Raw genomic sequence first — 23,808 nt, forward strand, 5'->3', positions numbered from 1 at the left:
AGGCTGAAAATTCTATAGATAATTAATACATTTTGCATAAATGGGGAACATTTTATCTATGCAAGTTCGCCAGTACAATGATCTCCGTTTACTCCGGTGATCCGAACAGGAAATATTTTTCGCGAAAGCGGGATATCCGCCTTGACATAAACCGGGACATAATTTTTGGTATGTCCCTCTGTACCTTCCTCCGTCACGGTACATTCAAACAGGATGTCCTCTGTTTTCCCAATCTGGCTTCGAAGGAACTGTTCCCGGCTTTGCCGCGCCGTTTCCATCATCTGCCTGCTCCGTTTTTCCTTTGCTTTGCGGTCTAGCTGTCCCGGAAGCTTTGCCGCGCGCGTTCCCTCCCTGACCGAATAAGCGAATACATGCGTCTGTGCAAACCCGATCCGTTCCGCAAACCGAAGGGAAGTATCGAACTCTTCCTCTGTCTCCCCGGCAAACCCAACCATAATATCGGTAGTTACCGCGCAGTCCGGGAAGCGGCTGCGCAGCTTTTCTACCAAGCCGGCATAAAAGGCTGTATCATAGTGCCGGTGCATCCGCCGGAGCGTTTCGTCACAACCGCTCTGTAAGGACAGATGAAACTGCGGACAGAATTTCGGCTGGCGCGCCATCCGGTCAATATCCTCGTCTGTGAGCAGCTCCGGCTCCAGCGAGCCCAGCCGCACGCGGGAAATCCCATCAACAGAGCAGGCCAGTTCTACCGCGTCAATCAGCCGCAAGCCGCAGTCCTTCCCATAAGAGGACAGATTAATTCCTACAAGTACAACTTCTTTGTATCCGTTCTCCGCAATACCCATCAGCTCATCCCGAAGCTCAGGGAGCGGCTTGCTCCGCACCGGGCCCCGTGCTTTCGGAATGATGCAGTATGAGCAATACCGGTCGCATCCGTCCTCAATCTTAACAAAGGCCCGCGTTTTCTCGGTAAATCTGGTTGTTTTCATAGCTTCAAAGGCCTCTCCGCGCTGATGCGGCGTAATATCAACAATCCGCTCGCCTGTTGCCAGTGCCCGGCGGACATATTCTACCAGCTTTGCCCGGTGATAAGACCCGGTCACAATCTGCGCCTCAGGCAGATGCGAGGCCTTCTCCGGAAACGCCTGCGGCATACATCCGGTCAGCGCAAGGACTGCGTTCGGGTTCTGCCTGTGAAACCGGTGAAGAATCTGCCGTGTCTTTTTATCGCCGGAGGCAGTGACCGTACAGGAATTGATCACATAAACGTCCGCCTCATCCGTATCCCCTACCAGTTCAAAGCCCTCCGCCGCAAACCGGCTTTTCAGGTTTTCTGTCTCGTACTGGTTCACTTTGCATCCCAATGTATAGAAGGCAATCTTCATTTTTGTATCCTTTCTGATTATGTTTCGGTGTTTGTACAGATCAAACAAATACAATTTCGATTTTTGTGCATTTTGTTTTAATAAAAATAGCAATTTACCTTTTGAAAGCAATTTCTCTGCATAAAAAATGGTGAATTATGCATAATAACCTTAAGCGGTTCCTGTCAAAACAAGCTCTCTTTGCATAAAAAAGAAAGCAAAAATTATGGTCATTTGTATAAATTATTCAACTTTATTTTGTGCAGTATTTACAACGAAAAAGCCGTTTTTTCTATTATACTGGATTTTTACCTTTTTTTCAAATCGAGGGTGTTGACATTGCTTCCAGCATCTGCTATATTGAAGGTGCGGTAAGGGAAAAACGGTGAGAAAGCCGTCCCCCTTCCGGGATCAGTTGTAGTTTGTGTGAGTGAATTAGGAGGAGTAAAGAATGAAAACAGTTAAGATTTTATTGAACACCATTAATGATGTAAAAAGTTTCGTGAATATCGTTAGCAAATACGAATTTGATGTAGATTTAATTTCCGGAAGATATGCAATCGACGCCAAATCCATCATGGGTATCTTCAGCCTGGATCTGTCCAAACCGATCACCCTGGAAGCACATACCGAAGACGGCGCTGCTTTCTTTGCTGAACTGGAAAAGTTCATTGTGAAATAAGAAAACTTTTTACAAAGGCGGTACAGGAATCCTGTGCCGCCTTTTTCTTTTTAGGAAAACATTTACGAACCCGGGCAAGTGTGCTAAAATAACGGTAATGATAGAAAAAGGATGGTTTGCTTCATGTTTGCTTCTGCCAGCTATGAAAAGCTTTCAGAATATATTTCTGTCTGCATTACCCCGGAGCATCGCTTTGGAACCGACGCCTTCCTGCTCGCCTCCTTTGCTTCTCCGCGAAAAAAGGATACGGTCTGTGACCTGGGAACCGGATGCGGAATCATCCCGCTGTTAATGCTCCGAGATTGCTCCCCTCGGCTGACCTATGCGGTTGATATTCAGCAGCAGGCCATTGAGCAGCTCAAGGATTCCCTCCGCATCAGCGGGCTGGAGGGAAAAATCATCCCGCGTTTGGCTGACCTAAAGGAGCTGGACAGCCTTCCCGCCGGCGCCTTCGACGTGGTCACCTGCAATCCTCCCTATAAGGCGGGCGGCGCCGGAATTCTCAGCGAATTGGCGGCTGAACAGATTGCCCGGCACGAGGTGCTCTGTACGATGGAGGACGTCTGTAACGCGGCCGCAAGGCTTTTAAAATATGGCGGCAGGCTCTGTCTCTGCCAGCGCCCAGAGCGGCTTGCCGATGTAATTTCAGCAATGCGGGCGGCAGATATCGAGCCAAAGCGGCTCCGGTTTGTTGCAAAGACGCCTTCTTCTGCTCCCTGGCTTTTCCTGCTCGAGGGGAAAAAAGGCAGCAAACCGTTTATGCAGGTAGAGCCTGTGCTTTCCGTTTACGACGGGGACGAATTCTCGGCAGAAATGTCCCGGATCTATGGCTGGGGAAAGCCGGGAAATTAGAAAGGATTTATGAATATGTCTGTTTTATATGTTGTCGGGACGCCGATCGGAAACCTGCAGGATTTTTCACCCCGTGCTGTTGAGACTCTCCGCTCGGTAGACTTTGTCGCGGCGGAGGATACCCGGGTCACGCAAAAGCTCTTCAACCATTTTGAAATTAAAAAACCGATGGTAAGCTACCATGAGCATAATTTAAGAGAACGCGGCGAAATGATCCTGTCCCGGATACAAAACGGTGAAAGCTGCGCTGTCGTCTCGGATGCCGGGATGCCCTGTATCTCCGATCCAGGCGAGGATCTGGTGCGGCTCTGCACTGACGCCGGCGTTCCGGTCAGGGTGATTCCCGGCCCGAGCGCGGCTGTTTCCGCGCTGGCAATCAGCGGTCTTCCTACCACCCGCTTTACCTTTGAGGGGTTTTTAAGCACAAACCGGAAAAACAGGCTGGAGCATCTGGAATCCCTGAAAGAAGAAAAGCGTACGATGGTCTTTTATGAAGCGCCGCATAAGCTGCTTGCGACCTTGCAGGATTTAGCTGCTTTTTTCGGGGAAAGCCGCCGGATTTCTATTGTCCGGGAGCTGACCAAAATCTATGAGGAGGCGCGCCGCAGCACGCTGGGAGAGGCACTTCTCTTTTACCAGGAGCTGAAGCCTAAGGGAGAGTTTGTTCTGGTTGTCGAGGGAATGACAAAGCAGGAGGAACCGCAGCCCACGCTGGACGAGGCGGTGGCAAAGGCGCAAGAGCTGATAGACGGCGGTATGAAAGCGACTGAAGCCGCCAAGGCGGCGGCCAAGGATTCCCCCTTCTCCAAGGCGGAGATTTACAGGAACTTGCTTTAATTATCACAGCGTTTTCACAAAAATGTGCTATCCTTGAAGAATAAAAAGGAGGACCGGGGATGGAAAAGATTTTAGTAGTGGACGACGAGGCGCGGATTCGGGATATTATCCGGCAGTATGTGGAATTTGAAGGATTTGAATTCCTAGAGGCAGAGGACGGGCTTGCCGCCTATCAGCTTGTGAAGGAGCATCCGGTTGATTTGATCCTTCTGGACGTTATGATGCCAAATTGGGACGGTATCACGACGCTGCGCAAAATCCGGGAATTTTCTGATGTCCCGGTCATCCTCCTGACCGCCAAGGGGGAGGAGTATGACAAGGTGTTTGGCTTCGATCTGGGAGCGGACGACTATGTCGTCAAGCCGTTCAGTCCCAAGGAGCTGATGTCCAGAGTCAAAGCCATCCTCAAACGGGTACACCGCGAAAAGCCGGTGGAAGAGGAAGCGTATACCTTCCGCAGCCTCTCTGTCAATCCCAAATCCTACGAGGTTCGGATTGACGGCGAACAGGTGAACATGACGCCAAAGGAATTCGAGCTTTTAGTCTATTTTATCCATAATAAAAATGCTGTCATCACCCGGGATACCCTGCTCAACAATATCTGGGGATATGATTTCTATGGAGACAGCCGCACTGTGGATACCCATATCAAAATGCTCCGGGGCAACCTCGGGGAATACCGCGACCTAATCAAAACAATCTGGGGTGTAGGTTACAAATATGAAGAGTATTAAGCACAAGCTCTGGCTCGCCATCTTTGGTATGACCGCCTTGGTGATTGTCGCGATCTGGATCTGCCAGGTCGTCCTGCTGGAGCAGACTTATATGGCAGAAAAAAAGACGGAAATTATGGACAGTACCAAGACGGTCGTTTCCATAATCAATGACAAGGGCGTATTGCTGGCCGCTGCCGACCTGAAAGAAATTGCGGCGGATAACAATTATTGTATTGAAGTGACGGAATATCTAAACGGTGCTCCCTCCCAACGGATGACAATGCAGCCGGTTGGGAGCCGGAATATCCTTGATACCAACGAAGGCGTCCGGCTCGGGATGCTCCAGCTTCTGGAGCAAAGCAGCCAGGAATATGTTTTTTCCGACAACCTGCAGGCAGCTCATGAACCACGCTATTATGTCGGCGCCTCCTACCAAAACAGTAGCCAGTCTGAATATATTGTGATGGTTGCCTCTGAGCTTGCACCGGTACAGGAAGCAGTTTCAACCATCCGCATGCAGCTGATCTGGATCACAGCCGTGCTCCTTTTGGTTGCTACCATCAGCTCCTTTGTAATCGCCCGCTCCCTGACAAAGCCGATTCTTCAGGTTTCTGCCGCCGCACAGGAAATTGCAAAGGGTAATCTGAACACCTATGTCGACATTCGTTCCAAAGACGAGCTGGGCCGGCTTGGCAATGATTTTAATGCCATGTCCAAAGAAATTTCCAAGGCAAACAGCCTGCAGCGGGAGCTGATCGCCAATGTCTCGCACGATATCCGTACCCCGCTGACAATGATCAAGGGCTATGCGGAAACCATCAAGGATCTGACCGGAGATATCAAGGAAAAACGGGACGCGCAGCTAGACATCATTATTGATGAAAGCAACCGCCTGAACGGTCTGGTGAACGATATCCTTGATCTATCCAAATTACAGGCAGGCCAAATCACACCGGAATACAGCCAATTTGATCTCGCGGCAAAGCTGCGAGACATTATTCACCGGTATGATCTTTTGACTACCAACGAGGGCTATCAGTTTACCTTAACCGCGCCGGCCAAGGTAATGGTATATGCGGATGAGCTCAAGATAGAACAGGTGATCTACAATCTGGTCAACAATGCTACCAACCACACCGGGCCGGACAAAAAAGTATTTGTTGTTCTGGAAGATGAACCAAACCGAGCTGTTGTCAAGGTAATTGATACTGGGGTTGGCATCGAAAAAGAATACCTTCCGTTGATTTGGGATAGATATTACAAACCGTATAAAAAGAAGGATCGAAAAGGCATGGGAACCGGTCTGGGACTTTCCATTGTAAAGGGAATTCTGCAGATGCATCATTTCAATTTTGGCGTGACCAGTACCAAAGGCCAGGGCAGTACCTTCTGGTTTGAGGTGAAAAAAGGGGAAGCAGATACTTCCCAGATTTAACATAAAAGGGATGGAAGCATATTCCATCCCTTTTATGTTTCAAACACTTCTTCCACAAATCCGCCGCCGGTCACAATTTCCTCCGGTGTGTAGAACACAATAGACTGTCCCCTTGCGACTGCGCGCTGAGGCTCATCAAACCGCACCTCTACTCGTCCATCCTCCATCGGAATTACTTCCGCGCCCGCAAGCGGCGCAACAGAACGGATTTTTACCTGCGCGCGGCATCGCTGCAAAGTCTCTCCTGTTGTTATAGACACATCGCGGACTACTGCCCGCGCATAATATTCATCGCCGGCATCCGCAAGGTAAATCTTATTTTCAACCGGGTCAATCCGTTTGACAAAAACCGGCCGTCCCAGCGCAATCCCAAGATGTTTACGCTGACCGACGGTATAATGGATGATCCCTTTATGCTGTCCGCAGACAGTCCCATCCGGTGCAATAAAATCGCCGGGTTTAGACATTTGTCCTGTCCGCTCTATGATAAACTGCGCATAATTATTATCCGGGATAAAGCAAATCTCCTGGCTGTCCGGCTTTTTGGCGCAGGGGAGATTCGCTTCCTCTGCGATTTCCCGCACCTGCTTTTTGTCCATATGGTTTAGCGGGAATATCAGCCGTTTCAGCTCCCTCTGCGTGAGCCGGTAAAGCATATAGGACTGATCCCGTTGCTTACATTCTCCACGCGCAAGAAAAACCTTTCCGTCGCGTTCAATCAGGTCTGCATAATGCCCTGTCGCAACAAAATCATACCCGTATTCGTCCGCCGCCTCTATCAAAGCCCGGAATTTGACGGTCGGATTGCAGACTACGCAGGGATTCGGCGTTCGGCCGTTCTGATATTCTGACACAAAATAGTCGATCACGTTCCGGTCAAACGATTCGCCCATATCCTTGACATAGAGCGGGATTCCCAATGCATCTGCCGCTTCCTGTGCATCGGCAACCGTTTGATCGTGCGCAGGGGACATTTTCAGCACAACCCCGGCGACATCATGCCCCTGCTTTTTCAATAAATAAACGCAAACGGAGGAGTCAACCCCTCCGCTTAGCGCGACTAATATTCTTTTAGTGGCAGCCATGGCACGCTTCACAGTCTGTGTGAAATTCACCGACCAGCGGAGTCGGGTCAAGCCCCTGCTTTTCAAAATAGTTTGCCAGAGCCGCTTTAATCGCCTGCTCAGCCAGAACAGAGCAATGGATTTTTGCCGGCGGAAGCCCGTCCAACGCTTCTACTACCGCTTTGTTGGTCAGCTTGAGTGCATCCTCAATTTTGGAGCCCTTTATAATCTCAGTTGCCATTGAGCTTGTCGCAATAGCGGCGCCACAGCCAAAGGTCTGGAATTTGACGTCGGTAATTGTATCGCCGTCAATTTTCAGATACATTCTCATGATATCGCCGCATTTGGCGTTTCCAACCTCGCCGATTCCGTCCGCGTCCTTGATCTCACCGACATTTCTCGGATTCGCAAAATGATCCAACACTTTTTCAGAATATAACATAATCCGTACTTCCTTTCCTCTTTTAATCCAGCTTATTCCATACCGGGGACATCTCCCGCAGGCGCCCCACCACCTTCGGCAGAACCTCCGCAATCTTTTCAACATCCTCCTGGGTTGTCTGTTCATTAATACTTAAGCGCAAAGAGCCGTGCGCAATTTCATGCGGCAGGCCGATCGCCAGCAACACATGTGACGGATCGAGCGAACCGGAGGTGCATGCCGATCCGGATGAACCGCAAATTCCGTTCAGGTCTAACATCAGCAGCAGCGCTTCTCCCTCTACGGCTTCGAAGGACATATTAAAATTCCCGCACAAACGGTTTTTTGTACTGCCATTAATCCGGGAGCGTTCAATTTTAGAAGCCTGTGCAAACAGATAATCCCGCAGCCTGCTTACCTTTTCAATCCGTTCCGGGATATTCTGGGTAATCAGTTCAATTGCTTTTCCCAGTCCGACAATCGCTGCGACATTTTCAGTTCCAGCCCTGCGCCCGCGTTCCTGGCCGCCGCCGTGAACCAGGTTGCTCAGCCGGACGCCGTTTTTCACATACAGCACGCCCACACCTTTGGGAGCGTGAATCTTATGTCCGGACATGGAGAGCATATCAATATGCTGTTTGACAACATCAATTTCAATATTGCCAACTGCCTGCACCGCGTCAGTATGGAACAAAATCCCTTTCTGATGGCAGATTTCACCGATTTCAGCAATCGGCTGGATGGTGCCGATCTCGTTGTTGGCATACATAATGGTCACTAGGCCGGTATCCTCTTTGATTGCCTCCTCGACCTGTTTCGCGGTGACATAACCCTCCTCGTCAACCGGAAGCCAGGTGACCTCAAACCCATGCTTTTCCATAAACTTGCAGGTATCCATCACCGCATGGTGTTCAAAATTTGTTGTAATAATATGGGTTTTCCCTTTCGCCTTTAACAAATCCATGCTGCCTTTAATCGCCCAGTTGTCCGATTCCGAGCCGCCGCCGGTAAAATAAATTTCCTGCACCTTAGCGCCAAACGCTTTGGCAACCTGTTCACGAGCTGTCTCAATCGCCCGTTTCGCATCCCGCCCAATAGAATAAATGCTCGACGGATTTCCGTAATGCTCTGTCAGATACGGGGTCATCGCTTCTAAAACCCGCGGATCAATTGGTGTAGTTGCGGCATTATCCGCATAAATAACCTTGTTCATCCTATCCAGTTCCTTTCTTCTTGACGTTGCCAGCAATACAGTGAAAGGCTGTATCTCAAGCGAGTTCTGATTTGAAATGGGTATATGCTCATTTGAGCATATACCCATTATACACCTATTCTGTCCATTATGCAAGAAAAAATTACAAGTTTCAGAATTTTTTGGATTCCAGCACCGCCAGCTCGTCGCAGCGCTCGTTTTCCGGGTGTCCGGCATGTCCCTTCACCCACCGGAAGGTGACGTCATGGACATCCAGCAGGTCAAGCAGCGTCTCCCATAAATCCGGGTTTAGCGCCTTTTCCTTCTTATTGCGCATCCAGCCCTGCGCCCGCCATTTTTTTGCCCAGCCCTGCTGGATCGCGTCGATCACATACTTGGAGTCGCTGGTGATCGTTACCTCACAGGGATATTTCAAAGCCGAAAGTCCGGCGATGACCGCTGTCAGCTCCATCCGGTTATTGGTAGTGTTCGGTTCTCCGCCGCTCAGCTCCTTGACATGGCCGCCGCTTTTCAGGATAGTTCCCCAGCCGCCCGGTCCGGGATTACCGCTGCAAGCTCCGTCTGTATACATCCATACTTGTTTTTTTGTGGACACCTATTCATCCTCCTGCGCGTGCTTCACTACTTCGTAAATATTGGGAAAGTGTTTTTTGAGGTTAATCGGGTGAAGTTCTAGATTAGTCCATCCATGAACGGTTGTCCCTTGTGTCAGCAGCCGTCCTTCTTCGTTATACACCTCATAAAGGAACTCAATCCTTGCGGGCGTAAATTTTGAGATGCTTACCTCGATTATCACCTCATCCTCATATTTCGCCGGATAAAAGTACCGGCAGGTAAGTCCGGCGAGCGGGAGCATCACACCGGCCTGCTCCATCTCTGTGTAGGTCATTCCAGCGTGTCTGATAAACTCTGTACGTGCTACTTCAAACCAGATCGGGTAAACAGAATGATGAACAATCCCCATCTGATCGGTCTCAGCGTAACGCGCGACTATTTTGCTTCTTGATTTCATGTTTTCTATCCACGCCTTGCCTTGCAAAGCCGCCTTTCTTTATCAATAGCAGGACATATCCTCTTTTTCCTGTTTATACTTATTTTACCATAACTATCTCCAATTGAAAAGAGGGGTTGCACTCCCATAAGGAATCAGATATAATGAGGGCATACAAAAATCATAGCTATCGGAGAATGGATTCTTTTGTTCTTCAAACAATAAGGAAAAGCGGAATCGTCTTTTCCTTTCACAGTTAAATGAGGTATATGATGAAAGTAATTAAGAAAATATTCTCGGTCTGCTGCGCCAGCCTGCTTATGCTATCCTTTTTAGCAGGCTGCGGACAGCCGTCAGGCAGCACAGCTTCCAATGGAAGCTCCTCCGAAGCTGTCGATGTATCAATCGACGATATTCTCGCCGCGGTGAAAGAGGCCTACGGAGAAAACTACCTCCCTGATACTGAAATGCCGGAGGAGATGCTGGCTGCTGAATTTCCGATTGATTCCTCCCTGGTCGAAGAAATGAAAGCGGAATGTTCCATGATTGGCTTCCATCCTGACCGTGTCGTGATTATAAAGGCAAGGGAAGGGAAAGGCGGCGAGGTAAAGAAGCTGCTGGAACAGGTCAAAGAGGACAAAATCGAAAACGAGATCCAGTATCCCGCAAATCTCGCCAAGGTTATGTCGGCGCAGGTTGTCCAGCAGGGAGATTACGCGGCGTTTCTGCTGGTAGGTGCAGTTGACGAAAACATGGACGCCTCTCAGGAGGAAGCGGTAAAGTTTGCACAAAAAGAGGTTCAAAAGGCCGTAGACGCCTTTTACCTTATGTTTGAATAAAAGCTTTATCTGCGATAACGCCATAAAACAAGGGATGATCCTGATAAAAACAAATCAGCACATTCGGACACAAATCCGCCAATAGGGAAAGAAAAAGCGCTTCCAACCCCTTCCCTCCTGCAAAGAGAAAGGACATCAAATGTATCAATGCAAGCTTGGGCCGCTCACTTTTAAGCTGCGAAGCGAGCAGGACCTTTCCTGGATTCTACGGTATGGTTCCCCGTTTCAGGTGATTGACGAAACCGGTTCCGGCTGTATCTGCTTCGGAGTGGAAAAGCAGGGAGTAAAATATTTTCTCAAAATTGCCGGCGCAGATACTGTCTCGGCGGAGGTTTCCCCGGCCGAATCTATCGCGATGCTCCAGCAGGCTCTCCCTCTCTACGAACGGATCTCCCATCCGAACCTCATTCGCCTGGTGGGCCATCATCCTTTTGAAAAATACTATGTGTCAATTTTTGACTGGGCGGATGGGGAATGCCTGTTTGACCACTGGAATTTTGACGCATACGAGCAAAACCCCAGCCTCATCAGTCCGGCAGATCGATTTAAAAGCCTGCCTGTCTCCAAGAAGCTGAAAACGGCCGAGGTGTTATTTTCCTTTCTGGAAGCGGTTTCCAAAAGCGGCTATGTGGCGGTTGATTTTTATGACGGCAGCCTAATCTATAATTTCCCGACGGATACCACCACAATCTGCGACGTCGACCTGTTTCGGAAAAAGCCCGCTCAAAACGATATAGGCGAAAATTTTTATGGAACAAAGCGGCTGAAAGCTCCCGAGGAATACCGTTTGGGTGCAAATCTTGACGAACGTACCAACGTCTATACGCTGGGGGCTATGCTGTTTGATTTCTTTGGCAGCTTCCGCCCGGAAGAAATTGCCAAACGGTACCAGGAAAACGCTTTTTCTCCCTGCCCGTCGGAGCGCTGGGGACTAAACGCGGCTGGTTATACTGTTTTACTCAAAGCGGTAACGAAAGAACCTGAACGGCGGTATCAGACCATTGAAGCATTCCACGCCGATTGGAACCGGGCGCTTTCTGAATATTAGGTGATGTAATCATAATAAGAGCCGATGCAGTTGCATCGGCTCTTATTATGATTTAATGTAATTTCGCAAAGCACTGAACAGTGTCTCCGCTTCCACAGGCTTGGTCAAATAGTCATCCATACCAGCCAGCCTGGCGTTTTCCCGTTCATCCTCAAAAGCATTTGCACTCATAGCAACAATCGGGATTGTCTTCGCGTGCGGTTTTCCGGAGGAACGGATGCGGCGAGTTGCTTCCAGCCCATCCATCTTCGGCATCCTAATATCCATCAGGATCATCTGATAATCGCCCGGATTGCTCAGTACAAACCGCTCTACTGCTTCCTCTCCATTGACCGCCGTGTCAACTGTAAGCCCATTCATCTCAAGAATGGTTCTGGCAATTTCCATATTTATTTCATTGTCCTCCACCAGCAAAACCCGCTCGTTCTGAAACTCCATTTTCGGCGCCTTGCCGGGAAGCTTAGCTTCCAGATTTGCCGCCTGCTCCAGTACGCGCCGGATATGGTTGCGGAAAATGGGCTTTGCCAGGAAAAGGTCGACTCCCGAGAGGTGAGCCTCCCGCTCGATTTCGGACCAATCATATGCGGACATAATGATGACCAGCAGTTCCCGCCCAAATTGTTTGCGAATTCTCCGAACGGTTTCCATTCCATCCATTTTAGGCATTTTCCAATCGATAATCGCAATGTCAAACGGGCTGTCTTTCCGGTATTGCTCTTCAATCCGTTTGAGAGCTTCCTCCCCTGAGGATACCCATTGGGCAGAAACGCCTATTTCCCGAAGCAAGCTTCCGGTATGCTCGCAGGTTACCGGATCATCGTCCACAATCAATACCGACAGCTCCGGAAGCCTTGCCGCCTCTGTCCTGCCCGGCTCCTGAGCGGCCCGCTGGAGAGACAGAAGCACATCAAAGGTGCTGCCTGTACCTTTTTTGCTTTCCACCGAAATCTGTCCGCCCATCATCCGAACCAGATTATGAGTAATAGACAACCCTAAGCCGCTTCCTTCAAACACCCGCCCATCGTCATCCTTCTCCTGCTCAAAGGGTTCAAAAAGGTGTTCCAGAAAGCTTTCAGACATGCCAATTCCATTGTCCCTTACTGTCATGCGGAGCGTTGAAGCGTCCTCCCGAACATTCTCTAGATCAACCAGCAGGGAAATCGTTCCCTCCTCCTGTGTATATTTCATGGCATTTCCCAGCAGGTTTAGCAGCACCTGGTTCAAGTGCAGGGCATCTCCGACATACCGCTGCTCTACCCTGCTGTCTACATGAACATAAAACTGCTGCCGCTTTGCTTTTGCCTGTTCAAAGCAGAAGGAGGTTATCTCGCCCACTAATTCGTACAGGTCAAATTCCGCAAGCTTGATGTCCATTTTTCCGCTCTCAATTTTTGACATATCGAGCACATCATTGATTAACCCCAGCAGGAACTTGGCAGATACTCCAATTTTTTGCAGGCAGTCTGCAATCTTTTCCGGACGATCCAGATAAGCGGAGGCGATGGTGGTCATCCCAATGATAGCATTCATCGGGGTACGGATATCGTGTGACATCCTGGAGAGGAAATCTGATTTTGCCTCATTCGCATTTTTGGCCATCATCAAGGCGTTTTTCAGCGCCTCCTGACGGCGATGTTCCTCACGCCGCAGCTCATCAATATCCTTAATGTATATCATCACCTGCATATGTCCTGATCTCTGTTCGATCAACTGTACCTGCACATTATACCATCGTACTATCCCGTTGTGACAAAGGTTGGGTACTTCCATGGAGATAGCCTTTTTTCCTTCCCCAAATGCCTCGATCATCCGGGATGGTTCAAAGGTATTCCAGAATTCCTCCCGATATTCAGGCAGCACCAGCTTTTCGCAGACATTGCGCAGATGCTCGCCCAGACCGGTATTTTTATCAACTTTCGAGCGCCAAAGCTCCGGCTGCTTCCAGATATACAGCCTTTGGGAATAAAGCTCTCCCTCATAAATAATGTCATAAAAATCATTGACTGCACTGACAAACCGTTTGTTTGCATTTTTTTGCTCCTGTTGGGCTGTTCTCAGCTCATGAATATCCCGGAAGGTCAGCAGAATTCTGAAATCATCATGCAGGGTATTATCAATAATCACGCCGATCATCTCACACCACCGGTAAACACCGTCTGCGTTTTTACGGCGCATCTCAGCAGTCAGCTTCCGTTCACCGGAGCGGATTCTCTGTCTGATTTGCGGCAGAGAAAATAAATGGAAAAACTGCTTCCTATCATCCGGATGAATCAGGTTATCCCCATAATGCCGGTTAAAGGCAATAAAATCCACCCCGCCTACAATTGAAGCAACCCGCTTTACAGCCGGATCAGATTTATAAAGCTCATATCTCCCCGATTTTAGATCTACCACCAGAAGCTCGCCAAACATAGAAATCATGCTGGCGCTCATCATTTGCATCTCCTGTTCCAGTTTCTTCCGTTCATCTATCGTGGAGATAAGAAACAGCACCATGTGCTCCCCGGCTTCGTTGCGTTCAATCGGGATCGCCTGGAGGGAAATCCAATGATATCTTCCGTCCAGCCCCAGCCTTCTTCCTTCCTCGTAGACAGGCTTCCAGCTTTTTCTGAATTTCTGGATAAGCGACTCCTTTGAGAACGCATCGAACAGCTTATTCCGGTCGTCCGGATGCAAGGTTTGACGTATATTCTCCTTTACCTGAGGCCGCTGCAAGTCTATGGCTGTCTGATATCTGCCGTTGGCTTTAGCCAATATCAGGTTATCCTTCTCCAGGTTTAAATACAACAGCTCGTCAAAAGCCTGTGTGATGATTGCATCCAGGGTAGTATTAACCGCCTTTTCCTGAAGGGTCAGTTCTTTTTCAATTTCCTTTACCTCGCTGATATCCCAAAGAAAGCCCTGCACCCTTTGCAGTCTCCCATGATCCCAAAGCGAATTTCCCTGCATTTGATACCACTGCAGCGTATCGCCCTGGTTGCCAGAACATACGCAGAATTCCGCTTGGGTTTCTTCGCCTCTCATCAGCCTGCGAAGCTGTTCCCTGCCCTGTGGATCAAGCTCTGTAAACTGTTCCAGTCTCTTTAAGTAATCTTCTGTTTCCTCGGTATGATAGCCCTCTTTCGTTCCGATGATCACACGAAATATATCCTGATCCGCTAAATATTCAAACATGGCGAGCGCAGCATTTTCAACGGTTACTTTATAGCGGGTTCGTTCCTGTTTCAGTTTAAGCTGCTCCATTTTTTGAACAGTAATGTCGTTAAGAAGGAATAAGTAAACCGGATACCCCCGTTCATTTCCGGCCTTGTTACCCCGGCAGCCAATCCAGCGAAGCTCCCCGTTCTGGTTCAACACCCGGTATTCTGCTGCGATTGGCGCACCCGCAGCGGCCTGGGCATGAAAATATGGAAGTACGCTCTCCCGATCTTCTTTTAAAATGGCATGGCCTGTTCCGTCCGCGTAGTCGTTTGGACTGCCAAACATATTATAAAACGCCGTATTAGCCTCCAAAAATGTGAGCCTTTCATCCATGATACATTTGATCATTGCTCCGGGAAAGCTGTCGTACAAGCGCTCCCGTTCTTTCTGAAGCTGGTCTGCTCGTTCCTTCTGCTCCTGAATTCCCTTGAAAAGGAACAGCGCCATAACATCACTGTTCACCGGATTGTCTACGGCGACAACCTGTACACACGACCACTGGTACTCTGTCCTGCGCATCCGTTCCCGATACTCAAAATAAATTTCCTTTTCTCCGGATGCAAACGCCCGCTCCAAACCTTTGATATCCAGAACCGCTTTGTACCGTTCCCGAAAATCCGGATGGATATAAGACAGGTTGTTCATTAACATCTCTGAACAACAGCCGGTCGAAACCGGCAGCCACGATTCCCATTTCCCGGATTCTACCACCGAATACTCGTCCTTGGTCAGATTGACTGAAATGACAAGAGGATATATGCGGGAAGCGATGGCAAGGAGCTTGTTTTTTTCCGCTGCAAAGGCCTGTTCGTCCATCAAAAGGGTTCTTGGTGTAACAGAGATCAAAAAGGCCGGGATTTTATCCTCTCCCCATTCCAGACGGGTTGCGGCCAGGTCAACCACCTTCCCAAAGGGATCATTATAATTGACGGTTTTATTGGTCTCCTTATTCCCAATGCCATGGAGAGGACAATTTCCGCATGCACCCTTCCAGAGATCATGGCAGGCAATGCCGAGCTCGGCATGCGGCGTCACCTGCTTTACTCTATCGTTAAAATAAAGAAGCTTGTGATCATCCTGCCGGATGACATAAACAGCGGTATTGCCCAAATGGTTTAAAATGGTATGTAGTGACTGCGAATTTTCCATTCCGCTTTTCCCTCATCTCTCAGCGAAGTTTCGTTGATCAGGCCCGAACATATTTAAAGCAGCTTTCTAAGCCGTTCAAAATCAACTGGTTTTGCATGATGTACGTCCATCCGCCAGAAATATTCTATGTCTCATTATACATGAAACGCGGGAAAAAAACTACTGATCCGATATTTTTCATTGCTTTTTTCCTATCTTTTCTGTATAATGAAATTGTATTATTCAAATAATACAATTATAGACTGGAAAGGAGTTCCATTTTGATCTACCGTATCTTAATTGTAGAAGATGACCCAACGATTGTAACAGTCTTGACCCGGCAGCTGGAAAAGTGGGATTATGAGGTGTCTGCCGTATCAGACTTTGACCGGGTTCTGGACACCTTTCGTGATTTTGATCCGCATCTTGTCTTATTGGATATTTCTCTGCCCTTTTATAACGGATATTACTGGTGCTCTGAAATCCGGAAAATCAGCAGGGTTCCTGTGCTATTCATCTCTTCTGCAAGCGACAATATGAATCTCGTTATGGCAATTAATATGGGAGCGGATGACCTGATTGCCAAGCCGTTTCATCTGGAGGTGATCCTTGCAAAAATCCAGGCGATCCTGCGCCGAACCTATGCCTTTGGCTGTGATCCCCACATTATCTCCCGGCGGGGCGTTACACTCAATTTAAACGACGCCTCTCTCAGCTACGGAACCCAGCAGATCACCCTGAGCAAAAACGAGTTCAAGCTGATGCAGGTGCTTCTGGAGCATTTAGGCAGTGTTGTCTCCAGGGAGGAGCTGATTCAAAAGCTCTGGGAAACAGACAGCTTTATCGATGACAACACGCTGACCGTTAACATAACTCGGCTGCGCAGGCATCTGGAGGAAATCGGTCTAGCAAACTTTATCCTAACCAAAAAGGGGATTGGTTACCTGGTGGAGGAATCGGAATGAGCTGCTTACTTCCCTATCTCCGTCAGCGAAAGCTGGTAATCGGGCTTTATCTGCTTTTCTTTGCCGTGCTTGTACTGGTTTATCGCCTATATGGGCTTCCATGGGGACCCGCAATCTATGTCTGCCTGCTTTGCGGGGTATTCAGCGTAATTGCCGCAGTATTGGATTTCTATTATTACCGCAAACGCCTTGTTCAGCTGCAGCAGCTCATCCGTCAGGCAGAGCTCCATATTGGGGAGATGCCGGTTCCGGGCGGCGCTGTTGAGGAAGCCTACCAAAATATTATCCATGCTTTGGAGCACCGATGCCAAAAAATCGAGCGTACCTCCCGCAAGCAAAGGGAGGAGGCCGACCAGTACTACACCCTGTGGAATCACCAGATCAAAACACCGATTGCGGCGATCAGGCTTCTTTCCCAGGAGGGAGAGCTTAAAAAACAGGATCTGGAACAGGAGCTGTTGAAAATAGAACAGTATGTCTCGATGGGGCTTCAGTATCAGCGGCTGGAAAAGCCGTCCGACCTGATGTTCCGGGAATATGACCTCGGTGAACTGATCCGGCAGGTTCTGAAAAAAATCGCACCGCTCTTTATTCATAAAAAGATCGGCGTTTCGTTAGGGGAAATCCATACCAAGGTGCTTACCGATGAGAAGTGGCTTTCCTTTATCATAGAACAGATCCTGACCAACGCCGTAAAATATACGCCAAGCGGCAATGTAGAGATATTTGTAAAGCCAGACGATCCCTATACCCTCCTGATCCGGGATACCGGGATCGGCATCCATCCGGAGGATCTTCCCCGGATTTTTGAGTGGGGCTATACGGGTTATAACGGGCGCTTAAACCAGCGCTCCACCGGAATTGGACTGGCGCTATGCAGGCAGGCGGCCGAGCTGTTGGGCCATCGCATTATGATCTCTTCTGAAGTTGGAAAAGGGACGGCTGTGATGATTGTACTTTCCAGGGATGCCTTGGAGGTAGAATAAACTCTCTTACGCTGATGTAAGGTTGTATGCTGAAAATGTAAGCTGATTCGATGGCAGACAGCACTTCCGGATGATATGATAAAATAGAAATTAATAGAAAGGGTGCTTTGTTCGAAGCAAATGAAACCGGGTTTGTTTTGCACAGGGCATGGTGGTCATCATGAAACTTAAAAAAATACTTCTCAATCTGTTTCTGCTGATCCTTTCTGCTTTGATCATCATTGGCGGGATTATTGTATTTCAGGGCTACCAAATGTATCAGGCTGCGTTGGGTCAAGCAAGTGTTGAGGATATGGCGGACAACGTCCGCAGCCAGCCCGGCTTTACCCCGTTGGAGGAGCTGCCCGAGCTTTATCTGGAGGCAGTCGTTGCAGTGGAGGACCAGCGCTTTTATGAGCATGGCGGCGTAGATCTGATTGCCATTTTGCGCGCAGTATGGAATGATCTCCGTTCCTTCAGCCTGGCAGAGGGAGGCAGCACGATAACCCAGCAGGTCGCTAAAAATCTCTACTTTACCCAGGAACGGACGGCGACCCGGAAAATTGCGGAAATCCTGATGGCGCGCCAGTTGGAAAAGCACCTGGACAAGGATGAAATACTGGAGCTTTATGTCAATTCCATTTATTTTGGAAACGGCTATTACCAGGTCTCGGCGGCATGTGAGGGGTATTTTCACAAACAGCCAAAGGATATGACCGATTCTGAGTGCACCATGCTGGCCGGGATACCCAATGCGCCTTCTGTTTACGCGCCGACTGTGAATCCGGACTTAGCGGTTAAACGTCAGAAAAAGGTACTCAGCCAGATGGTGGAGCAGGGATTCCTTTCTGAGGAAGAGGCATCTGAAATTTTAGGGCAGGAATAGGCTTCCTGCCTTTTTTCTTCCTGTCATCCTTACAAAAATGTAAGCTTCCGGAAAAGAATTGTAAGGCAAATCGATGGTGGCAAGTCATCCTGCCTTTTATAATAGAATTGCAATCAGTCAAAAGGAGGATTTCAATTCATGGCTTTATTAGAAGTAAACCATCTGAAAAAAATCTATACCACCCGCTTCGGCGGAAACCAGGTACAGGCATTAACCGACGTGGGGTTTACAGTAGAACAGGGAGAATATGTCGCGATCATGGGAGAATCCGGCTCCGGTAAAACCACCCTTTTAAATATTCTTGCTTCTCTTGATCAGCCGACCGACGGGGAGGTTCTTTTAAACGGAACAGATATCGCCTCTATCCCGGATCGCCAGATGTCCGCATTTCGCCGGGAAAATCTGGGTTTCGTCTTTCAGGATTTCAACCTGCTCGATACCTTCTCACTCAACGATAATATCGCGCTTCCCCTGGTACTGTCCAGAAAATCGCCAAAAGAAATCCATCAACGGATCGAACCGATTGCCCGGATGCTGGGAATCCACGACCTGCTCCAGAAATTCCCCTATGAGGTGTCCGGCGGACAAAAGCAGCGGGCAGCCGTTGCCAGGGCGTTGGTTACCAACCCGCAGATCGTTCTCGCAGACGAGCCCACCGGCGCGCTGGACTCCAAATCAACAGACGGGCTGCTCCATATCTTTGAGGAAATCAACCGCCGCGGGCAGACGATCCTAATGGTTACCCACAGCACCAAGGCTGCAAGCCATGCTAACCGGGTGCTGTTTATTAAGGATGGCGTAGTTTTTCATCAGCTCTATAAAGGGGATCTGAGCAACGAAGCAATGTTTCAGAAAATTTCTGACGCGCTGACCGTCCTGGCAACAGGAGGGAAGAACCGTGAATAGCTTATTTTACCCCAAAATGGCCTTCACCTCCATGCGGAAAAACAAAGCCATGTATCTTCCCTATCTCATCGCGGTCTGCCTGTGCGTCGGTGTATTTTATATCATGGACTCAGTCAATGTAATGGTTGCCGAAAGCGGTATGAAGGGCGCTGCCCGCATGAGCGACATCCTGGTATCCATGCGCAGCATCTGCGGGTTTATTACCCTGGTCATCCTGTTTTATGTCAACAGCTTTGTGATGAAGCGGCGGAAAAAGGAATTTGGGCTTTACAGCATCCTTGGGATGGAAAAACGCCACATCTCGGTAATGATGGTCTGGGAAGTCCTGCTGACCGGGATTGTCAGCCTGGCCTGCGGCATGCTGGGCGGCGCCCTATTAAGCCAGCTTATGTTCTTATTATACATGAAAATCATCCATCTCCCGGCCGCCCTCACCTTCCAGATTCCGCTTCAGTCGGTGTTCAGTACTGTTGTGTGGTTTGCAATCGGTTTTGGCATTATCCTGCTGTATGATATGATTTCTGTCGCCAAGACAAAGCCAATCTCCCTGCTGAGCAGCGAAAAGGCCGGTGAACGGGAACCGAAATCTCATTGGATCCTGGCTGTGACCGGAGTGCTTGCGCTCGGCGCGGGGTATGTCCTGGCTCTCACTGTAAAAACCCCGTGGGATGCCTTCGCTAATTTCTTTACTGCGGTATTGTGTGTAATCATCGGAACCTATTGCCTATTTATTTCCGGGAGCATCGTCTTTCTCAAAGCGCTTCGAAAAAACAAACGCTTTTATTACCGGCCTTCCAACTTTATTTCTGTTTCCGGTATGATCTACCGGATGAAACAAAATGCGGTAGGATTGTCTAATATCTGTATCCTTTCTACCGCGGTGCTGGTTACTATGTCCTCCTGCGTCAGCCTGTTTATCGGAGAAGAGGATATTTTGCGAGAGCGCTTTCCAAGAGATGTCCATATCACCGCTATTGTGGAGGACCAAAACCCGGAACCGCTTATTGAAGAAGCCGCACAAAAACATGCACAGCAGCACGGCGGCCAGGCCGAAAACGCGATGGGCTATTATGATCTTTCCTTTGCCACCTTTCAGCAGGAGGACGGCAAGACCTTCTCTATGCTTTCGGCCAGTACGGACAGCACTGCTCCGGTTATCCTGCAATGTACTACCATGGATGACTACAACCGTACCGTGAAAGAGCCGGTCACATTAGGTGAAAATGAGGTCGCCGTCTATATTATGGGCGAGACAAAAATCGGTTCTGAAATTTCCATCTCCGGACACACCTATCGGGTGAAAAAGCTGGTGGAAACGCCTCCCTATGCTTCGCAGGCCGACTATCTACGGAATTCGGTCGGTGTAGTTTTTTCCAACCTGGAGCAAATGAAAACCCTGCTTGACGAATATAACGAAGAATTTTACAGCGATGATTCCTCCGGCGGCCGTGAATTAAGCTATTCCTATTTCTATAATGTATCCGGGGATTCCCTGGACACGGACGCCTTTTCGGAAAGCCTGCGTGATTCCTTCAACGAAACAGTACCCCGGCTTTCCGTCGCGGATACTATTTGGCTGGCACGAACCGATTTCTATCAGACTTACGGAAGCATCCTATTCGTAGGAATCTTCTTTGTCGGGGTATTTATCATTGCCACTGTGCTGATTATCTATTATAAGCAGATTACAGAGGGATATGACGACCACGACCGTTTTAAGATCATGCAAAACGTTGGGATGAGCGACAAAGAGGTTCGTCAGGCAATTCAGAAGCAGGTTTTGATGGTATTTTTCCTCCCGCTTCTCGTGGCCTTCCTGCATATTGCGATTGCATTTCCAGTATTGTGTAAGCTGCTGATGATGTTTGGGTTGTTCAACAACACGCTCTTCCTCGTCTGCGTTTTAGCGACAGCTCTGATATTTGGCATCCTGTATTTTATCGTCTACCAGCTCACAGCGAGAACCTACTATAAAATTGTCAAAGCAAAAAGCTAGAAAGTTCTGTTTCATGGGCCGTACTCATCCAATTCATGACCCATAGAACTTTAAATTACCCTCAAGGGAAGGGGCTGCCGAAAATTCGGCAGCCCCTTCCCTATTTGATTCCTTATGTTAATTTCCGGTTGGCATAAACGGACGCAGCACCGATGCCATCTGGCTGATCGGCATGGACTGCAGGATTACCCGGCCCGGCCCGGTCACGCGGGTATTAAAAACGCCTTCGCCGCCAAACAGCATATTCTTTACGCCCGGAACTGACTGGACATCCATCGTACAGCTTCCGCTCATTGCTGCTACATAGCCGGTGTCAACCAGGATCGACTGACCCGGCTGCAGATCATACTGCTTGGTATAGCCGTCAATCTCAATAAAAGCCATTCCCTGGCCGGACAGCTTCTGCATAATAAAGCCTTCGCCGCCAAACAGCCCGCCGCCGAACTTCTTATGAAAATAGACAGAAAGCTGCACTCCGGCCTCGGACGCAAGGAACGCAGATTTCTGGACGATCATCTCATTTCCCGCCGAAATCGGAATCGCCAAAATAGAGCCCGGAAAGCTGGAGGCAAACGCAATCATTCCATTGCCGCCCTGAGCGGTATAGGTGTTTTGGAACATAGCCTCCCCGCTGAACATTCTCCCAAACGCTTTCCCGATCCCGCCGTTTGTAGAGGTTTTCATCTCCATATTCGGAGACATCCAGGACATCGCTCCCTTTTCTGTAATCATTGTTTCTCCCGCCTGCAGCTCGCAGATGACAACCGGCAGCGGTTCCCCTTCAATTGAATATCTCATTACAATCCATCTCCTGTCTTTTTTGATGCCCATAAGGACTCTCTGCTTCCAATATACCATACTTACAGCTAGATTGAAAGCACTTCTTTTGCTTTGGGGAGCTAAAGGCCGATACCATCTTGGGGGTTTAAACACTACATTCGTATAAAAACATTTCCGATTCATTGGTTTTGGCAATATCTTTTTTAAAGGAGGAATATACTGTCACATCGGAAAAACCTATTTCCTTCAAAAATATTTCCATCTCTCCCAACTCGTACAGGTGTGTTTGAAAGTTCATCTCCTCTTTCCTTAACAGCTTGCCATCATGATACCATTCATATATTGCCGGGCTGTACTGGGTGTGCGTTGCTTCATCATAATAATTTTTAGACTTCAAAATCAATTCATCATTTTCCTGCGTTTTAACCGCAGCTCCTACTGTATATTGATCACTGTCGGGACACCGGTTAGCAGTCGTATCCACCGCAAACACAAATTTACCGCCCTCTGTTAAAAGTTCCTTTATCTTCGATAAAATGCTTCTGCAGGATTGCATCTCTGTAAACAAAGATACAGAGCCGAAGGAGATAAAAATATAGTCAAAACGTTCTGATGTCTGATATTCTTCTATTTCACTCTCCACGATGTCCGAATCCGGTGATTTTTCTAACAGCTTTTTGAGCATTTCATGTGAGTTGTCTACACCCTTGATATGAAACCCTCTCTCTGCAAAGGGAATCAAAAATCTTCCGCTTCCACATAACGGCTCTAAAATTGACATCTCTTTTTTAGCGTAAGAAAGATAAAAATGCAATTCATCTTGCGGCGCCTCGGGATGCAAAAGCTCATACATTTCCGTACACAAGCTGCCATAATAATTTCTTTTTATAGCTTCCATTTTATTAATCTCCGTTCTTTTTTGGACGGCGAGATTATGATGAGGAATAAAACTCATCAGCTTACAGTACTCTCTTATGGATATGACTGCCTCTCCTTTTTATCTGATACATCTAAATATACTGATTCATATCCAGAATACAGGTTTAAAAACTCTCGCATGACCCGTGTAAAATATCTATTTTTTTTAAAATAAAAAATGAGGAATAGGACAATACAAAAAATCATTGCCAAACAGTTTTTCCTCCCAAGACCATGTCTATACAGTTTTTAGTGAACGATCGATCCAAAACAGTAAAAAGAGACTGTAAGTACATGTTCTAGGTATACCACAGATAGGGAATACCGGGTTACATACTACGGATATAGTCATAATAAAGAAAACATTATTCCAGTTTCATGCTAACAATAAATAAACAAAGGACGCAGGCAATCCTGCGTCCTTTGTCCGGTTTATCCCTTTTGGCACCCCCGACCAGAATCGAACTGATAACTAACCCTTAGGAGGGGTTTGTTATATCCATTTAACTACGGGGGCCTCCTGATAGGTTGTCATGAGACTATATTATTATATCAAAAAGAGCAGAAAATTTCAATCCCCCTTTTCTCCAAGAAAAAACGATTCCTTTCTTGTATTCCTGATTTCCTTTTGATATAATGA

Annotated in this window: 21 protein-coding genes and 1 tRNA gene; 12 read left to right on the plus strand and 10 right to left on the minus strand. The window is 48.2% G+C overall.

Annotated features, from left to right (window positions below; translation table 11 throughout):
- Window positions 1–56: 56 nt before the first annotated feature.
- Entirely contained in the window at window positions 57–1,346 is a 1,290-nt protein-coding gene (gene mtaB / locus CZ360_RS02475; protein WP_143530122.1) for a tRNA (N(6)-L-threonylcarbamoyladenosine(37)-C(2))-methylthiotransferase MtaB, read from the minus strand.
- A 430-nt stretch (window positions 1,347–1,776) separates the two neighbouring features.
- Between mtaB and CZ360_RS02480 the strand changes: the two genes are divergently transcribed.
- The 5 genes from CZ360_RS02480 to CZ360_RS02500 all read left to right on the plus strand — a co-directional run bounded on the left by CZ360_RS02480 (window position 1,777) and on the right by CZ360_RS02500 (window position 5,847).
- Window positions 1,777–2,007, plus strand: coding sequence for an HPr family phosphocarrier protein (locus CZ360_RS02480; protein WP_077532602.1), 231 nt, complete (start codon window positions 1,777–1,779; stop codon window positions 2,005–2,007).
- 123 nt (window positions 2,008–2,130) lie between these two features.
- On the plus strand, window positions 2,131–2,859 hold the full coding sequence (locus CZ360_RS02485; protein ID WP_077532603.1) for a tRNA1(Val) (adenine(37)-N6)-methyltransferase: 729 nt from the start codon (window positions 2,131–2,133) through the stop codon (window positions 2,857–2,859).
- Window positions 2,860–2,874: 15 nt separating this feature from the next.
- The gene (gene rsmI, locus CZ360_RS02490) at window positions 2,875–3,696 is read left to right on the plus strand and encodes a 16S rRNA (cytidine(1402)-2'-O)-methyltransferase (protein WP_077532604.1); all 822 of its coding nucleotides are present in this window, start codon (window positions 2,875–2,877) and stop codon (window positions 3,694–3,696) included.
- Between the two features lie 59 nt (window positions 3,697–3,755).
- Window positions 3,756–4,430, plus strand: coding sequence for a response regulator transcription factor (locus tag CZ360_RS02495; protein ID WP_077532605.1), 675 nt, complete (start codon window positions 3,756–3,758; stop codon window positions 4,428–4,430).
- Window positions 4,417–5,847: a sensor histidine kinase gene (locus CZ360_RS02500; RefSeq protein WP_077532606.1), complete on the plus strand. Its 1,431-nt coding sequence runs from the start codon at window positions 4,417–4,419 to the stop codon at window positions 5,845–5,847. The genes CZ360_RS02495 and CZ360_RS02500 overlap by 14 nt, the downstream gene beginning before the upstream one ends.
- A gap of 32 nt (window positions 5,848–5,879) precedes the next feature.
- Here CZ360_RS02500 and mnmA read toward each other — a convergent pair whose 3' ends face one another.
- The 5 genes from mnmA to CZ360_RS02525 form a co-directional block, all read right to left on the minus strand.
- Window positions 5,880–6,932 (minus strand): tRNA 2-thiouridine(34) synthase MnmA, encoded by a 1,053-nt coding sequence (gene mnmA / locus CZ360_RS02505; protein WP_077532607.1) that lies wholly within the window; start codon window positions 6,930–6,932, stop codon window positions 5,880–5,882.
- Window positions 6,919–7,353 (minus strand): Fe-S cluster assembly scaffold protein NifU, encoded by a 435-nt coding sequence (nifU, locus tag CZ360_RS02510; RefSeq protein WP_077532608.1) that lies wholly within the window; start codon window positions 7,351–7,353, stop codon window positions 6,919–6,921. Before nifU ends, mnmA begins: the two co-directional genes overlap by 14 nt.
- A gap of 22 nt (window positions 7,354–7,375) precedes the next feature.
- Window positions 7,376–8,545, minus strand: a complete 1,170-nt coding sequence (gene nifS, locus CZ360_RS02515; protein ID WP_077532609.1) for a cysteine desulfurase NifS — start codon at window positions 8,543–8,545, stop codon at window positions 7,376–7,378.
- A gap of 151 nt (window positions 8,546–8,696) precedes the next feature.
- Entirely contained in the window at window positions 8,697–9,140 is a 444-nt protein-coding gene (gene rnhA / locus CZ360_RS02520; RefSeq protein ID WP_267872671.1) for a ribonuclease HI, read from the minus strand.
- Complete coding sequence (locus CZ360_RS02525) at window positions 9,141–9,557, minus strand: acyl-CoA thioesterase (protein WP_077532610.1); 417 nt, start codon at window positions 9,555–9,557, stop codon at window positions 9,141–9,143. It abuts the gene before it with no gap.
- 248 nt (window positions 9,558–9,805) lie between these two features.
- Between CZ360_RS02525 and CZ360_RS02530 the strand changes: the two genes are divergently transcribed.
- Together CZ360_RS02530 and CZ360_RS02535 are read left to right on the plus strand one after the other, a co-directional pair.
- Window positions 9,806–10,375 carry a DUF4358 domain-containing protein gene (locus CZ360_RS02530; RefSeq protein ID WP_159438082.1) on the plus strand — a complete coding sequence of 190 codons (570 nt, stop codon included), beginning with the start codon at window positions 9,806–9,808 and terminating at the stop codon, window positions 10,373–10,375.
- Window positions 10,376–10,514: 139 nt separating this feature from the next.
- Window positions 10,515–11,423 carry a serine/threonine protein kinase gene (locus CZ360_RS02535; RefSeq protein ID WP_077532612.1) on the plus strand — a complete coding sequence of 303 codons (909 nt, stop codon included), beginning with the start codon at window positions 10,515–10,517 and terminating at the stop codon, window positions 11,421–11,423.
- A 45-nt stretch (window positions 11,424–11,468) separates the two neighbouring features.
- Here CZ360_RS02535 and CZ360_RS02540 read toward each other — a convergent pair whose 3' ends face one another.
- Window positions 11,469–15,773 (minus strand): response regulator, encoded by a 4,305-nt coding sequence (locus CZ360_RS02540; protein WP_077532613.1) that lies wholly within the window; start codon window positions 15,771–15,773, stop codon window positions 11,469–11,471.
- Window positions 15,774–16,036: 263 nt separating this feature from the next.
- Here CZ360_RS02540 and CZ360_RS02545 point away from each other — a divergent pair, with 263 nt between their 5' ends.
- From CZ360_RS02545 to CZ360_RS02565, 5 genes are all read left to right on the plus strand, one after another.
- Window positions 16,037–16,717, plus strand: a complete 681-nt coding sequence (locus tag CZ360_RS02545; RefSeq protein ID WP_077532907.1) for a response regulator transcription factor — start codon at window positions 16,037–16,039, stop codon at window positions 16,715–16,717.
- Window positions 16,714–17,703 carry a sensor histidine kinase gene (locus tag CZ360_RS02550; RefSeq protein WP_077532614.1) on the plus strand — a complete coding sequence of 330 codons (990 nt, stop codon included), beginning with the start codon at window positions 16,714–16,716 and terminating at the stop codon, window positions 17,701–17,703. Before CZ360_RS02545 ends, CZ360_RS02550 begins: the two co-directional genes overlap by 4 nt.
- A 160-nt stretch (window positions 17,704–17,863) precedes the next feature.
- The gene (locus CZ360_RS02555) at window positions 17,864–18,568 is read left to right on the plus strand and encodes a transglycosylase domain-containing protein (protein ID WP_077532615.1); all 705 of its coding nucleotides are present in this window, start codon (window positions 17,864–17,866) and stop codon (window positions 18,566–18,568) included.
- 138 nt (window positions 18,569–18,706) lie between these two features.
- Complete coding sequence (locus CZ360_RS02560; protein WP_077532616.1) at window positions 18,707–19,474, plus strand: ABC transporter ATP-binding protein; 768 nt, start codon at window positions 18,707–18,709, stop codon at window positions 19,472–19,474.
- A complete protein-coding gene (locus CZ360_RS02565; protein ID WP_143530123.1) occupies window positions 19,467–21,470 on the plus strand; it encodes an ABC transporter permease in 2,004 nt (667 codons plus the stop codon). The genes CZ360_RS02560 and CZ360_RS02565 overlap by 8 nt, the downstream gene beginning before the upstream one ends.
- A 117-nt stretch (window positions 21,471–21,587) precedes the next feature.
- Here CZ360_RS02565 and CZ360_RS02570 read toward each other — a convergent pair whose 3' ends face one another.
- The 3 genes from CZ360_RS02570 to CZ360_RS02580 all read right to left on the minus strand — a co-directional run bounded on the left by CZ360_RS02570 (window position 21,588) and on the right by CZ360_RS02580 (window position 23,685).
- The gene (locus tag CZ360_RS02570) at window positions 21,588–22,268 is read right to left on the minus strand and encodes a TIGR00266 family protein (protein WP_077532908.1); all 681 of its coding nucleotides are present in this window, start codon (window positions 22,266–22,268) and stop codon (window positions 21,588–21,590) included.
- 127 nt (window positions 22,269–22,395) lie between these two features.
- Entirely contained in the window at window positions 22,396–23,148 is a 753-nt protein-coding gene (locus CZ360_RS02575) for a class I SAM-dependent DNA methyltransferase (RefSeq protein WP_077532909.1), read from the minus strand.
- Between the two features lie 462 nt (window positions 23,149–23,610).
- A tRNA-Arg gene (locus tag CZ360_RS02580) sits at window positions 23,611–23,685 on the minus strand.
- Between the last annotated feature and the right edge of the window lie 123 nt (window positions 23,686–23,808).

This window comes from Massiliimalia massiliensis (assembly GCF_900155615.1).
GTDB classification, from domain to species: Bacteria; Bacillota; Clostridia; order Oscillospirales; family Ruminococcaceae; genus Massiliimalia; species Massiliimalia massiliensis.